Raw genomic sequence first — 13,710 nt, forward strand, 5'->3', positions numbered from 1 at the left:
AAACCGTTAGGCTTCTGCTTGCGCTTCTCTCTTTTTAGCCCGATTCCCGTTCAAAATTAAAACCGCGCTCACTGCAAGCGTCCCTCCAAAGATAGTCGTCAGACTAGGAACTTCTCCTAGGAAAATCCAGCTCCCCAAGACCGCGGTAACAGGAACGAGGAAGATGAAGGAACTCGCAATACGGGAACCTAGTTTAGTGGACGCGAAAAAATAGACGGTCGTTCCAAACGTCGTTGAGATTACGGAAAGATATAATATCTGCCCCCAAAACATCCAATCCTGAGCAAATACGTTCGACAATCCGTAAGGAAGAGCGAATATAAAATCGAAAGCCGTTCCGATTGTAAATACGTAAAAACTATAAACCAAAGGAGAAATTTTTTGACCCGTGCTGTGGCTGTTCATGCTTAGAATTGCCCAACTAAACGCACATAGCAAAAAGAAAATATTTCCGGTTTGAAAGATCCCGTCCGCCGGCTTGTCCCAAATATGTAATAACACGAGCCCGCCGAATAAACCGAGCAGCAGACCGAACGCATCCTTTTTTCCAGGGTACTGCTTTTGAAGCAGATGCGCTAATACATACGTAAAGATCGGGTTCATCGTAGTTACCAATACCCCGCCCGCACCTGCGAATCCGCTACTTAAGCCGAGCAAAAAGAATTGGTTGTAAGCGGTATACAATACTCCTCCGATGCATACTTGGAAAAAAGATTTTTTATCCGGAAGTCTCAAAGACTCTTTTCTCCAAAAAAGGATCGGAAGAATGGAAATCGCGGTCGCTAAAAATCTCCAAAAGATAATCACATTTGGATGTTCCAGCCCGACGATGCTCTTTGCAGAGGGCCAAGCGAAACCCCACGAAATCATCGCGATAACAAGAAGAATGTAAAATTTTACGGAAGAAGTGATTTGCATCGAGTTACGAGGACTCCCGATACCAACTTTTATTATGAAATGAGTCGTTCAATCGAATTTGTCAAAAGTAGAAAGAGCCGGTTCGATTCAAATCCGTACGATTCGAATTGTAGTTACTGAACCGTCATAGTTTATTTGCGAGAATATAATTCCTAAGCGATTCCAGATTGATACGTTCCTTCTGGAATTGTAAGCTATTTAACGTAAGAGATAGATTGTTTTCCCGGTCCTTATAATTATTGATTTTCATAACGGGATTAATGATACAAAGCACGATATCCCGCTCCACCAATGCCCCGGCAACCGATACATAAACGGAATTGTCTCCGTTAGTCTGCATATTCTTCGGCACTTCAAATCGATGAATCAGCGATTCCTTACGAGAAGTCTTAAGAACGACGTAAAACGGATCGATCGGGTAAAGTAAACCGTTCTTTTCCTGGTATTCTTTTTGCCAGAGATAATGGAATCCTAAAATCATCTTAACCGAATTCTTCATTCCTTTTTCGGTTAAGAATTCGCTCTTCTTAGTGAAAACAAATTGCGTGGCTTTATCACCGGCGCTGAATACATATTGCCCTTTAAAATCGTTAAAATTCTCAACTTTACCTGCAAGAATCGTAATAAAGCTCAAACCGTCCCGATTGATTCCCAATACGGTCAGATTCTCATTTGTAGCGACCAGGACATTAGTATCCAACTGGCCGTATTGGAAGACTGAATTCGGCGGTAAGGGAACGATTGAATTGCCTGATGATCCGAAGGAACCGCAACTCATGAAAAAAAGGATACTACAAATTACGGTGAATTGTTTTTTCATCGCGCCTCCCTAAAAGAACAGACATCTTAAAAATCCGTTTTATAGTTCTTTCAAATAACTATCGCAATGAAAAGGCGTTCGAACCTATGCGCTTGAGAAACGCCCGGAAAACCGCCGAGCATTCCGATCAACAAAAATTATGCGTTCAAATCTATTAGATAACCGCGCCGAAGCATCTGGTCATCCGTGTTCACTCCGACCTTTGCGAGTGTTCTCGGCGCCGTAATGACGGAATCCATATTCGTCAAGGGATGAAGGCGATCGGGCATATTTCGAATCGTGAATTCGGATTGGGAGAATTGGCGTGCCGCCCGGTTATTACTTCCGGCTGCGTTGATTTCTTGTAGCATTCTGCGAATTTCCTTTTTTTAACTATATCCTTTCCGAAAAAACTTGTAAAGCTGGAAAACTAGGAATTAGTCAACTTCTTATCAACATATCCGGCAACGATATGTTGAATCAAATTATAAAAAATAATCGGCAACATTACTGCCGGATGATCCACTAAACTTAGAGAAGCTAATACAAGGCCTGTTCCATTATTATTCATTCCAAGCCCGAAGACCAAAGAAGAACGTTCCGAATCCGAACTTTTAAATATCCGAGAGAGCACAAATCCCGTAAAAAAAGCGAAGGCACATAATCCGCCGGTAATTAAAACGATCACGAATAAAAAATCCCAGTCCGGTTCCTGAAATACTCCCGGCAGGACTACCGAAGCGTTCGAATAATTCAAAATTAATAAATTAAGCAAATTTGCGTCCTTGATCGGCTTCTTTGCGGCTTCAATAGAAGTCTTAGGTAGCAAAAAATGAAGGCCGATCCCGAGCACCGTCGGAAGCAGCACGGATAGAAACAGAAATGCTCCGATACCGTCGTCCGCAATTTCGTGCAAATCCTCGGAATAATCTCCAGTCGTGATAAACCCGATCGAATGCAATCCTATTGGAGTAGTCACCGGACTTAGGATTGTCGAAAAAACGACAAGCCCCAAACTCAGCGCCAGATTCCCGTTGGATTTTTGGGACCAAGCTGTAGAAGAGGCGGCGATGGGCATGGAAGCGATGAGTGCAAGCCCGACGAGAATGTTTTGGACTTCGTCCGGGTTATGCCAGAATATCATCAGCAGAGAAATGAAATACGTAAATGCGATCGGAATCGATAAATTGGAGAACAATCCAACGATCAACAGAGTCGGCCGCTTGAATAAATTTACCAATTCCGATCTGTGAATTCCTAATCCGGCATTAAAGAGCAGTAAGGAAAGAAGAACCAAAGATAAGGAAACCTTAATATTCCCTCCACCGAATAGATGAAATTGCCCGAAATTGGTGTCTCGAATAAGCAGACCTAATTGAGGAAAAGCTCCTCCAATAACATAAGAAACGATGATGCAATAAAAGAAATACTTGTGAATGAATTGAAAAAACGAGTCCAACGATTCTGAAATCTTATCCCGGAAACCTTGATTCATAGCGCCTCTCCTTCCCATCTAGGATAAATCATTTCTTCGTCCTCGTTCGATTCGGCGTGTTGTACGATCGGAGTATCTTCCAACAAATGAAATCCTCTCGGCTCCTGAGCAAATTCCGGGAAATATTCGAAAAATAATTTGGTCGCTACGATTCTATAGGATGCCGGATAATAAACCTTAAACGAGTCCGTAAAATCCAGCTCTGGGAGTTGATGGAATTGGATTTTATCTTCGAAATTGATAAAATCCTGCTTTGCGAATCCGATATCTCTCGATACGATTTCGTCCTTGAGCATAATCCAATCCAACTTAAATCGCATCCGATACCCTTGAAAAGCGGAGGAACGCTGCATCAAATTAACGATTCTCATTAAAGGATATTCCAAATGAGAATAGGGGGTAAGGTATACCATCAAATATCGCTGACTAAAGCCCAGCGGTTCCCATACTCGTTCGGGTATCGTTTTTATCTTTGAATCGGCCTTTAAGCCTTCCAGCATGGAATGCAGGGTAGGAGCGTTTTTCTTTTCGGTGAAGAATTCCTGGATCGCTATCTCGCCGAATTCACCGAAATACAGCCATTTATAAAAATCCTGAATTTCGACACTCGGATGTCCTTCCAAGAACTGATTTAAACTGGAGATCTTTTCTTCTCTAGTTCTATTTTCGTCGATTTCCTTATGAATCATGCCCGAATAGCCGGCTTAATCCTAACATCGACTTAGGTGATTTCAACCTTAAAATTAAAGATGATATCGCTTCAACTGACGTTAATCTTCGGTCTGTTTTCCGTATTTTTCCTTATCAGGAGAGAACTCTCGCCCCTTTATTAAACGAAGTAAATTCGTACGATGCAATATCAAAATCGCAGAACTAATACAGCAGATCGCCCAAAAAGTCGGGGTGCTAAAATCCAAACCTTCGATGCGAGAAAGCAGGACATAGCTGATCGGTAAGGTAATCGCACCGCCAATCGAGCCTAAGGACACGAAACCGAAAACTTTCTTCAGAAGCAAAAATACCATTAAGCTGAAAAAAACCGACCCCGGAGCTAAAACTAAAAAAACTCCGAAACTTGTCGCGACTCCCTTCCCTCCTTTCATTTTGAGAAACGGGGAAAAAACATGCCCTGCAATGGCTGCGATTCCGCAAAACAAGAGGGTTAACTCGGAATCTATACGCAGCATGTATTTCGTAAGTAATATCGGTAAAACGCCTTTAGAGACATCCAATAACAATACGGGTAATCCGATTTTCCAGCCTAAAAGCCGAGTAACGTTCGTTGCACCTATATTTCCGCTGCCTTTCTTCCGAATGTCCACCCCGCCGATATACTTTGCTAAAAGAAATCCGAACGGAATCGAACCTAAAAAAAATGATCCGAGAGCCAGGAAAATAGCGGCAAGGTTCATTTTCGATCGGACCTCAACTCAAGTCGGATCGGAATTCCCTGGAGGGAGTATTTCTCGGTCAGTCTTTTTTTTAGAAAGCTCAGAAGATTCGGTTTAAAATAATCGATATGGTTTACGAATAAAATCAGATGAAACGGGGAAACGGAAACCTGAGTACAGTACAGCATCTTAGGCGGCCGATTTGCGGAAAAAGAACGTCCTGCTTCGGACATCCAAGCCCTTAACGATTGATTTAATTCGGAGGTGGTAATTTTTCGTTTGGCCCGCGCGGCTAAATCCACCGTCATTTCCATGAGTTTGTGGATCCGTTGTTTTTCTTTCGCGCTCAGGGTGATAATTTGAATCTCTTTTAATAGCGGAAAACGGGAATATAATTTATCCTTATAAATATCAAAGGATTTCGTATCCTTGTCTTCGACAGCGTCCCATTTATTCACCGCTAACAAAAAAGGTTTACCGGCTTCCTGCAATAATGAGACGATTTTTTTATCGAATTCCCCGAACCCTTTTAACGCATCCATCAAGTGAATCACGACGTCGGATGCCTCGATCGACCGTTTTGTCCTTTGATAGGAGTAGAATTCCAAGGCCTCGGCTTTGTCGGCTTTCCTTCTGATACCGGCCGTATCCGTAATCAATATCTGCTTTCCTTCGAATGTAAGCGAAGTGTCGACCGAATCGCGCGTAGTTCCGGCAACTTCGCTTACTACGGCGCGTTCATAGCCGCATAATGCATTCAATAAACTTGATTTTCCTGCATTCGGTTTGCCGACAATTGCTAAACGAAAATCGTAGGAAACATCCTTTGCAGCTTCGTCGGCCTCGATTTTAGCTACGTATCGTTTTGCATCGGGAAGTAAAAAGGCGATTTTTTCGAGTAGCAAGCTCAAGTTTCTGCGCCCGATCGCGGAGATCGGAAGAATTTCGGATAATCCCAAACGATAAAACTGATCCAGATCCTCCTCGTCTTCCGGATTGTCCACCTTGTTCACGCAATAAAGAACCGGAATTTGATTAAGCTCGGGATCCTTTCTAAATCTTTCTATAAGCCGTGAATCGTACGGAGTCATTTCTCTAAGATCTAGGAGAAACAATATTAAATCCGATTGAGCCAATTGCCGAAACGCGTTTTCTAAAATGGCTTCATCTAAGCCGTCCGGTTTTTCGATGTCCAGACCGGGAGTATCGCAGAGATGAAAATCCAATCCTCGCTCCGGATTAAGTACGCGAGCTTGTAGGACATCCCTAGTAACTCCCGGATAGTCTTCGGTAATCGCTAGTTTCTTTTTAAGTAACGAATTGAATAGGGTCGATTTGCCGACATTCTGGCGACCGACGATACTTACCATCGGTACATTACGTTTTTTTGATGCCATTTTATGAGTAGTTCTTTGCCTTAATAGCGCGAGCGATTTCCAGCTTTGCGTCGCTCTTTTTCAAGTCTTCCCGCTTATCGTAAAGCTTCTTGGGTTTGGCCAAGGCAAGTTCCACTTTTGCCCAACGATTATCCTTAAAATAAACCTTCGTGGCAATGAGCACTAGCCCCTTCTCTTTCATTTGTCGATCCAGCTTATCGATCTCTTTTTTCTTAAGGAGAAGTTTACGTGGACGGATCTCCGGGTGATTTGCATATCCGCCGTTCTTATAAGGAGTAATGGAAAAACTATCTAGATATACTTCTCCATTCTTGATTTTTGCGAATGCGTCGGTTAAATTCGCCTTCTTCTCGCGTAAACTTTTCACTTCGGATCCGGACAAAACAAGTCCCGCTTCGATGAAAGATATCAGTTCGAAGTTAAATCTGGCTTTTTTATTTACCAGCGGCTGCGGGCCGGATGTTTCCTTTTTCTTTCCCATTTCCGATCGTTTTGACGGCATCTAGCCGTCCCCAAGTTAATTTCGGGTAGAATGGTGGGTGAGAATGATCCGTCCCAATTCCGCCCCGATTAAATTGGGCATATTATAAAAATTTTCCGAGGTAATCTGGATCGAGTCCGGAAAAATATGCTCGGCAATGTAGCGCCTTCCCAGACCGACTCCGAGAAAGACGTAATTTTTATTCGAATGCTTCAAAATCTCGGCCTTGAGTCGGCGATTGTCCCGAGATTGAATTTCCTGTTCGATCTCGGATTTTCCCCTTTGTCCGCGAAAATCCGAGATCATGACCAGGATCCTAGTCTGGGCCTCAGGCGAAAAGTAGGATTCGATCTTCTCGAGCAATTGATACTCTTCGATCGAGTCGCCTTGCCAATCGCTTCTAAGAGAATCGAACATTTCCTCTTCCTTTTTCGCGTCGTACGGCTCCTCGATCCTCTTAATCTCCACTAAATCGATCCGATCCTTTCGATTTAAACGATCCGAATAGGCCGTGACGGAAAAATTCACGTCGTGTTCGTCAAGAATATGAGCCGAAGAAAGCATAGCCGAAAGTGTTGCCACCGCGTATTCGAAGTTGAAGATTCTTCTAGCTTTCGATACGAGAAAAGCGACTTCGACACCCTTCAGCTTCTCCTCGTCTTTATCGATCGTAGTCTTATCGAAGACTTTCGAGTCGCCTTTGCCGGAAAGAAAGGAAATATACTTTCGAGTATCGATTCTATTTCCTTCGCTTCGATACATTCTATTGATATCGATCTCCGGATCGAAAAGCCTGTCTAAATTCAGTTCGACTTCTTCCAGACTGCGTCCAAAGACTTCCTTAAATTCTTTTAGATTTGCCTGAACCGTATACTCCCAAAGGATACGACGCTTTGCAAGGAAGGCCTTATATAATTCTTCGGTTCTGAAACCCCATGCGCCGCCTCCGCCGGCCGGTTCTCCTTGACCCATGTTACCGCGAGTCTCTTGTCCATACCACGCATCGGCTCCCTCTTTTACCGATCCTCCGGTAGGAGGAGTATTGATTTCCAATCCTTTACGGAGTTCTCCTCCGGAATTGAGAAGTTTCGCTTTTCCCGTGAGCGGTTCTCTCTTATGGAGTTCCGGATCCCACCAACGACTCTTTTCGATTGCGGAAGAAGGTGTCAGAGTTTTTTTTTTCTTGTCTTCAAGTTCCTTGAAGAACTCTGAAACGATCTCTACTCCTGAAAGTTGGAATTCAAGAATTCTTTCCAGTTCTTTACGTTCGCCAGGATCGGAGATCTGGTTGGAGTATGCGATTTTTCCGCCTCGAAGCGCGACCTCTCGCAATCCTTCTTTCCCCGCCTTTTTATCCGCGTAACGATGAATATGATCCTTCCATTGCAGTAAATTAGAAAGACCGAAAGTATAAGGCATTAAGTTGGCCGAACCGATCGTTCTTTTTTTGGATAGATCTTTGATCTTGGAGTGGAAGTCCGCCATCTTATCGATTAAATCTCCTTCGGGCAGATAAAAGCTTAAGATTTCCTTAAGTGTTTCGGTATCTTCCAAATCCGGGAATAATATGGACGTGAATCGGTTTCTGAAGGCTCTAGAAATCGTTGGAGTCGATTTCGTTTTACGATAGAGTTTCATCGCAAATACGCGCGAATCCTCTTTGAGTTCGACGGGTATCGTCTCTCCGCTTTCCGGCGGTAAGACCAAGGATCGTGCATCGTCGGTTAGCATGTTCAGCTTTTCAACAAGCTCGGCGCCTGCCGCTTCCAAATTGGTAATCAGGATATTTCCACCTTCGCGAATCCCTTTTGTCAAGGGCCCATCCACCCAACCCACTTCCGATCCTGTGGTCGGCTTCAGCGCTCCGATGATATCCGAAGTGTGAATTCCTTTGCAAAGATGTACGGTTTCAAGCGGGCGCCCATTCGCTTCGGTGAACAAAGGTAGAATCAACTGCGGATCCTGCTCCTCCGAATATTCGATTAGTACATTTTCCTTAAATTCTACGGCGGTATAGACTCTTTCGGCAAATTCCCTTAATTTTAAAGGTAAAGGAATACTTGTGAGGATTTCCTTGGCCTTAGGCTCGTCCAAAACCGGAATTCGTTTATCGTTACAATATAGGAATCCCTTATGAATTTCGAATTTCGGTTCCGGCAATTGGGGGATCGAAGTCAATCCGGTTTCTTTAAGAATAAGTTCGATCTGAGCCTGACGATCTTCGTTTTTACGAAAGGGTTCTATATAAAAATTCCATAATTCTCTAAAGCGTAATTCCGGACTGTCGGCTTTGAGTCCTAAAATGCGGTTGCAAAGCTTCTTAAGATTTCGGATATTAAAATGGTATTTTTCCAGATCGCCTTTGCCTATCGCTCCCGAAACGACCCTGGTCTCCGTCTCGAGTGAAATCCGAATGCAGGATTTAAGCAGTTCGCTTCCTATGCCGGGGTATAATTTGCCTAGTATGAATAGGATCTCGTCGGGGCTATGAGGATCCACATATACGACGGAATAGTATCTAGTAATATCAAACGGGAGCGGCTTTCTTCCTTCGAATCCCTCCGATGGATTTTGCGTGCCGATGAAATTGAATCCGTTCGACGCATTGATTCTCGCTCCGTTTCCTTCGATCAATTCCAGATAATTGGATTCGTAAACGGTGGAAAATCGCTTAATGATATGCGGGGGGCAAAGGTTCATCTCGTCCGCGACAAAGCTTGCTCCGGAACGAACCGCGGAAGTCAAAGGTCCATCAGCCCAAGCGAATCCTTTGCCATCCAGCAAAAGTCGATACGAACCGATCAAATCTTCGGGCAGCGTATCTTCGTTAAAGCTGAAACGTGCGGTCGGGTGGTTTCGTTTGTGATTAATATAATAAATTAATGCGTTTTTTCCGACTCCCGCGTCTCCGATCAACAAAACCGGACGACCTTCCAGTAAGGGATAAAGTATGTTCTGAAGATTGCGAACGGTCGAGTCCGTTTCTACAAGATCCGAACCGAGACTCCCCGAGTTGTTTCCGATTTTTGAGACTGGGACTTTTAATCCGGCGATTTCAACGGCTTCCATGGCTCCAAAATGAAGGAGCCGGATCAAGAGGCAATCCGAATTCCCGAGTGAGACTAGCAAGTATTGGTTGGGATTGCCAACCGTTAGGGCCGAAAAATTTTCCGATCACTGATCGAATTTCCGTTTGTTACCCAAACCGCTTACCGAGTACCGTTCACTTATGAGCCAGTCGACACTCGAATACGCCCTCGCAAATAGAATTCGCGGTTTAAATTCCTCCGCTATTCGGAAGGCCTTTGAACTTGCAGGTACCTTAAAAGATCCGATCAATTTATCCATCGGACAACCCCACTTCCCTTGTCCTGAGAATATCATCGAAGCGGGAGTAAAGGCGCTCCGGGAGGGAAAAACCGCATATACTCTAACGGCAGGCATACCGCAGCTAAGAGAGGCGCTTTCGCTTAAATACAGAAAAGAGAACTCGATACCTTATGCGACGCCCGAAAGAGTTTTAGTAACCTCAGGAATCAGCTCTGCTTTTTTATTATTATTTAACGCACTGTTAAACGAAGGAGACGAATGCTTGGTCGTTTCGCCGTATTTCTTAATGTATCCGGAATACATTAAGATTTACGGGGGCAAGATGCATACGATTTCCGAAAATTTCAAGCCCGGCGACTTGGCTCAGTTTCGTGATAAAAGATTGAAGATAATCATCTTCTCATCCCCCTCCAACCCGACAGGAACGATTCTAAACAAAGAGCAACTAACGTCTTTAGCCGACTTGGCGGAGCGAACGGGAGCTTATTTGATTTCGGACGAAATTTACGAAAAATTCGATTATGATAAGCAATTCCACTCCGTAGGTTCCTTTTACGAAAAAGCGATAACATTATCGGGATTTTCGAAAACCTATAGCATGACGGGTCTTAGGTTAGCATCCATTTTAGCGCCTGAACCGATCATCAAGGCTCTAACTACTTTGCAGCAATACACTTTAGTATGCGCGCCTTCCGTCACACAATGGATGGGAATCGAAGCGCTAAAAACCGACATGAGTTCCTACATTGCCGATTATCGTGAAAAACGCGATTTCGTTTATGAGAATCTGAAGGATTTTTATGAAGTAAAAAAAAGCCAAGGCGCCTTTTACTTCTTTTTAAAAATCAAAGATCGAGACGAGGACTTCATCGGACGAGCGGTAAAAGAGAAAGGCCTCATCCTGGTACCAGGTTATATTTTCGTCGATTCTCCGAATTATATTCGGATCAGTTTCGCATCGGAATGGGATAATTTAAAGAGAGGCGTAACGGCCCTTAGAGAATTGGCAGTGGCATAAATAGAGATTGGATCAGCATTTCAATTTTGGATCCGAAATTCCCGGTTTGATTCCGATGATTTGGATCGGCGGATTTTTAATCTCGATTTCTCTCGGGAGTTTTTACTCGACCCTTGCGTATAGAATCCTACGTTTCTTTTACGGTCACGAACGAAAATCGGGAACATTCGCCCAAAGGTTACTTCGTTTATTAACGGAACCGTCCGCTTGCGAATCCTGCGGGACCAAAATCAAGGGTTTGGCATTGGTACCGGTTTTTGGATACTGGTTGGCGGGAAAAAAATGCGAGGTCTGCGGAGCAAAGATAAACCCTCTTTATGCCTTCTGCGAAGCGGGTTTCGGCTTGGCATTCTCCCTGGCTTTTTTTCTTTCCGGAAAATTCCTCGCATCATTAGTGTTTGTCGTTCTTTGCGGCCATCTGCTTGTGTCCGCGACGACGGATTGGAAAAAGTTTTCTTTGGATTACGAAAATCTTCCGTTTATTGTCGGCTTGGGAATTTTGCTAAACTTTCTAACCGACGGGAGTTTGCCGACTAAACTAGACGCGATCGTATTCGGGTGCTTTTTAGGAGTCTTCTTCGTCATCCATTTTCTGTTTCCGCAAGGCATGGGGTTTGCGGATGCGATCTTTGCCCCCTCCTTCGCACTTCTTTCGGGCCATCCGTGGTGGATTCTTTTCATAAATTCCTCTTACGTTCTTGCCCTTGCTATCACCATAGGAACGAGAAAAAAGGGGCAAAGTTTGAGAGGAGTTCCCATCCCGATGGGGGTTTATTTTTCCGCTTCTCTGGCATTGACATTTTTAGCTAAATTTGCCTGGAACTCCGGATTGCTTTCCGAGACGGGTGTAAGATTCTTTCCTTACGGGGAATAATGAACGTATGACTAAGAATATCGGCGATTTACGAAGCGAGTATGCGAAAGCGGAACTGGACGAATCTCAAGTCGGAAAAAACCCCGTAGATTTTTTTTCCCGTTGGTTCGAAGAGGCGCTGCATTCGGAAGTAAAAGAACCGAATGCAATGACTTTGGCGACTGTCGACGATAAGAATCTTCCCAATGCTCGAATCGTTTTACTCAAAGAAATTTCAAACGGAAGATTTCAATTCTTTACGAATTATTCCAGCCGAAAGGGCGAAGAATTGGAAAAGCATCCGATCGCTTGCCTTGTTTTCTTTTGGGCGGAATTAGAGCGCCAGGTTCGTATTCGCGGAAATATCACAAAAGTTTCCAGAGAAGTTTCCGAGAACTATTTTAGGACCAGACCGTTTGCAAGTCAAATCGGAGCTCTCGCCTCGGACCAAAGTAAACCCGTATCCAATCGAACCGAACTTGAAAAAAAATATAATGAATTACTAATACATTACGAAGGCAAGGAAGTCCCTCTGCCTCCGACTTGGGGGGGGTACGAATTGACCCCGACCGAATTCGAATTTTGGCAGGGGCGGAGAAGCAGATTACACGATCGAGTGCAATTCATACTTCGCGGAGATAATTGGGAAAGGCAAAGATTGCAGCCTTAGCTTGCCGACCTGCTTTTAGTTCAGTCCTAAAAGGTGTCCCATCTTCATTTTTTTCGTAAAAAGATAATGATGATTATTTCCGGTCGGTTTGATTTCTATCGGAATACGATCTACGACTTCCAAACCGTATCCTTCGAGACCGACGATCTTACGCGGATTGTTGGTCAGCAGCCTCATCTTTTCAATTCCGATATCTTTCAGAATTTGAGCGCCGACTCCGTATTCTCGCAGATCGGGAGCAAAACCTAATTTCTCATTCGCTTCCACCGTATCCAGACCTTCGTCCTGCATGTTATAGGCTTTGAGTTTATTAATCAGTCCGATTCCGCGACCTTCCTGACGCATATATAAAAGGATCCCTTTTCCTTCCTGCGCAATCATCGATAGGGCCGAATGCAATTGAGGACCGCAATCGCATCTTCCGCTCCCGAAGATATCACCCGTTAGACATTCAGAATGTACCCTTACCATGACTGGATCATTCTTATCTATATTTCCCTTAATTAAAGCCACATGAACCTTATCGTCGATTAAGGTTGAATACGCACGAATTCTAAAATCGCCGTATTCGGTCGGAAGAGTGGTTTCTACTTCAAGTCGAATTAGATTTTCCGTTTTTCTTCGATAACGAATCAAATCTTCGATCGTATAAATATTTAAACCGTGTTTGGTTGCAAAGATTTCCAGATCCGGCAATCGAGCCATGCTTCCGTCATCGTTCATAATTTCGCAAATTACGCCTGCAGGGTAAAGGCCTGCGAGTTTACACAAATCGACGGAGGCTTCGGTATGACCTGCTCTTCGCAGAACTCCACCGGAGACTGCTTGTAATGGAAAAAGGTGACCCGGTTTCATTAAATCGCCGGGAGTCGTTTTTGGATCGATAAGAACTTGAATCGTGGTCGCTCTATCTTGAGCGGAAATTCCGGTCGTCGTTCCTTCTCGCGCATCGACGGAAACGGTGAATGCCGTCCCATGTTTGTCTCCGAGGGAATGGTCGTCGACCATCCGATTCAGACCGAGCAGACGAAGGCGATCTCCTTCCATCGGAAAACAAATCAATCCTCGCCCGTATGTGGCCATGAAATTGACCTTATCTTTGTCCGTAAACTGTGCTGCGCAGACGAGATCCCCTTCATTTTCACGATCCTCTGAATCCACGAGAATGATCATTTTTCCGGATTTTATGTCTTCGATTGCTTGTTCGATGGGTCCGATCATAATTTAACTTCCACCTCATTTATTCGACTGGATTTTTACCAATCATAAATCCTAAACGGAACGAAAAACACTAAATCCGGTTTGGATACCCAACAACCGGCGTTCAACGGTAACCTCACTCGGTCGGCGGATGATAT

The 13,710-nt window shown here is 44.1% G+C and carries 13 protein-coding genes; 3 read left to right on the forward strand and 10 right to left on the reverse strand.

Annotated elements, in window-relative coordinates; genetic code table 11:
- Window positions 1-6: 6 nt before the first annotated feature.
- From LEP1GSC058_RS07195 to LEP1GSC058_RS07235, 9 genes are all read right to left on the reverse strand, one after another.
- Window positions 7-918: a DMT family transporter gene (locus LEP1GSC058_RS07195; protein WP_016548962.1), complete on the reverse strand. Its 912-nt coding sequence runs from the start codon at window positions 916-918 to the stop codon at window positions 7-9.
- A gap of 124 nt (window positions 919-1,042) precedes the next feature.
- The gene (locus tag LEP1GSC058_RS07200) at window positions 1,043-1,738 is read right to left on the reverse strand and encodes a hypothetical protein (RefSeq protein WP_016549033.1); all 696 of its coding nucleotides are present in this window, start codon (window positions 1,736-1,738) and stop codon (window positions 1,043-1,045) included.
- Window positions 1,739-1,875: 137 nt separating this feature from the next.
- Window positions 1,876-2,088, reverse strand: a complete 213-nt coding sequence (locus LEP1GSC058_RS07205) for a hypothetical protein (protein WP_016548990.1) — start codon at window positions 2,086-2,088, stop codon at window positions 1,876-1,878.
- Between the two features lie 59 nt (window positions 2,089-2,147).
- Window positions 2,148-3,212 carry a bile acid:sodium symporter family protein gene (locus LEP1GSC058_RS07210; RefSeq protein ID WP_016549087.1) on the reverse strand — a complete coding sequence of 355 codons (1,065 nt, stop codon included), beginning with the start codon at window positions 3,210-3,212 and terminating at the stop codon, window positions 2,148-2,150.
- Entirely contained in the window at window positions 3,209-3,901 is a 693-nt protein-coding gene (locus LEP1GSC058_RS07215) for a hypothetical protein (RefSeq protein WP_016548985.1), read from the reverse strand. The genes LEP1GSC058_RS07210 and LEP1GSC058_RS07215 overlap by 4 nt, the downstream gene beginning before the upstream one ends.
- 81 nt (window positions 3,902-3,982) lie before the next feature.
- On the reverse strand, window positions 3,983-4,624 hold the full coding sequence (plsY, locus tag LEP1GSC058_RS07220) for a glycerol-3-phosphate 1-O-acyltransferase PlsY (protein ID WP_016549050.1): 642 nt from the start codon (window positions 4,622-4,624) through the stop codon (window positions 3,983-3,985).
- Window positions 4,621-6,000, reverse strand: a complete 1,380-nt coding sequence (der, locus tag LEP1GSC058_RS07225; protein WP_039948157.1) for a ribosome biogenesis GTPase Der — start codon at window positions 5,998-6,000, stop codon at window positions 4,621-4,623. The genes plsY and der overlap by 4 nt, the downstream gene beginning before the upstream one ends.
- A 1-nt stretch (window position 6,001) precedes the next feature.
- Window positions 6,002-6,481: an SsrA-binding protein gene (smpB, locus tag LEP1GSC058_RS07230; protein ID WP_039948177.1), complete on the reverse strand. Its 480-nt coding sequence runs from the start codon at window positions 6,479-6,481 to the stop codon at window positions 6,002-6,004.
- A gap of 36 nt (window positions 6,482-6,517) precedes the next feature.
- Window positions 6,518-9,550 (reverse strand): AAA family ATPase, encoded by a 3,033-nt coding sequence (locus LEP1GSC058_RS07235; protein ID WP_016548917.1) that lies wholly within the window; start codon window positions 9,548-9,550, stop codon window positions 6,518-6,520.
- A 160-nt stretch (window positions 9,551-9,710) separates the two neighbouring features.
- Between LEP1GSC058_RS07235 and LEP1GSC058_RS07240 the strand changes: the two genes are divergently transcribed.
- The 3 genes from LEP1GSC058_RS07240 to pdxH are packed head-to-tail and all read left to right on the forward strand — an operon-like array spanning window position 9,711 to window position 12,352.
- A complete protein-coding gene (locus tag LEP1GSC058_RS07240; RefSeq protein WP_016548967.1) occupies window positions 9,711-10,829 on the forward strand; it encodes a pyridoxal phosphate-dependent aminotransferase in 1,119 nt (372 codons plus the stop codon).
- Window positions 10,830-10,836: 7 nt separating this feature from the next.
- Window positions 10,837-11,703, forward strand: coding sequence for a prepilin peptidase (locus tag LEP1GSC058_RS07245; protein WP_016549022.1), 867 nt, complete (start codon window positions 10,837-10,839; stop codon window positions 11,701-11,703).
- A 7-nt stretch (window positions 11,704-11,710) separates the two neighbouring features.
- A complete protein-coding gene (gene pdxH / locus LEP1GSC058_RS07250) occupies window positions 11,711-12,352 on the forward strand; it encodes a pyridoxamine 5'-phosphate oxidase (protein WP_016549001.1) in 642 nt (213 codons plus the stop codon).
- A 15-nt stretch (window positions 12,353-12,367) separates the two neighbouring features.
- Here pdxH and LEP1GSC058_RS07255 read toward each other — a convergent pair whose 3' ends face one another.
- Window positions 12,368-13,573 carry a bifunctional 3,4-dihydroxy-2-butanone-4-phosphate synthase/GTP cyclohydrolase II gene (locus LEP1GSC058_RS07255; RefSeq protein WP_016549011.1) on the reverse strand — a complete coding sequence of 402 codons (1,206 nt, stop codon included), beginning with the start codon at window positions 13,571-13,573 and terminating at the stop codon, window positions 12,368-12,370.
- Window positions 13,574-13,710 lie beyond the last annotated feature (137 nt).

It is taken from the genome of Leptospira fainei serovar Hurstbridge str. BUT 6, from assembly GCF_000306235.2.
In the GTDB taxonomy this organism is placed as follows: Bacteria; Spirochaetota; Leptospiria; order Leptospirales; family Leptospiraceae; genus Leptospira_B; species Leptospira_B fainei.

What these genes read in the sequence shown, in the direction of transcription:
- LEP1GSC058_RS07195 (WP_016548962.1), bottom strand. Translation starts at nt 918, where the DNA reads ATGCAAATCACTTCTTCCGTAAAATTTTACATTCTTCTTGTTATCGCG.
- LEP1GSC058_RS07200 (WP_016549033.1), bottom strand. Translation starts at nt 1,738, where the DNA reads ATGAAAAAACAATTCACCGTAATTTGTAGTATCCTTTTTTTCATGAGT.
- LEP1GSC058_RS07205 (WP_016548990.1), bottom strand. Translation starts at nt 2,088, where the DNA reads ATGCTACAAGAAATCAACGCAGCCGGAAGTAATAACCGGGCGGCACGC.
- LEP1GSC058_RS07210 (WP_016549087.1), bottom strand. Translation starts at nt 3,212, where the DNA reads ATGAATCAAGGTTTCCGGGATAAGATTTCAGAATCGTTGGACTCGTTT.
- LEP1GSC058_RS07215 (WP_016548985.1), bottom strand. Translation starts at nt 3,901, where the DNA reads ATGATTCATAAGGAAATCGACGAAAATAGAACTAGAGAAGAAAAGATC.
- plsY (WP_016549050.1), bottom strand. Translation starts at nt 4,624, where the DNA reads ATGAACCTTGCCGCTATTTTCCTGGCTCTCGGATCATTTTTTTTAGGT.
- der (WP_039948157.1), bottom strand. Translation starts at nt 6,000, where the DNA reads ATGGCATCAAAAAAACGTAATGTACCGATGGTAAGTATCGTCGGTCGC.
- smpB (WP_039948177.1), bottom strand. Translation starts at nt 6,481, where the DNA reads ATGGGAAAGAAAAAGGAAACATCCGGCCCGCAGCCGCTGGTAAATAAA.
- LEP1GSC058_RS07235 (WP_016548917.1), bottom strand. Translation starts at nt 9,550, where the DNA reads ATGGAAGCCGTTGAAATCGCCGGATTAAAAGTCCCAGTCTCAAAAATC.
- LEP1GSC058_RS07240 (WP_016548967.1), top strand. Translation starts at nt 9,711, where the DNA reads ATGAGCCAGTCGACACTCGAATACGCCCTCGCAAATAGAATTCGCGGT.
- pdxH (WP_016549001.1), top strand. Translation starts at nt 11,711, where the DNA reads ATGACTAAGAATATCGGCGATTTACGAAGCGAGTATGCGAAAGCGGAA.
- LEP1GSC058_RS07255 (WP_016549011.1), bottom strand. Translation starts at nt 13,573, where the DNA reads ATGATCGGACCCATCGAACAAGCAATCGAAGACATAAAATCCGGAAAA.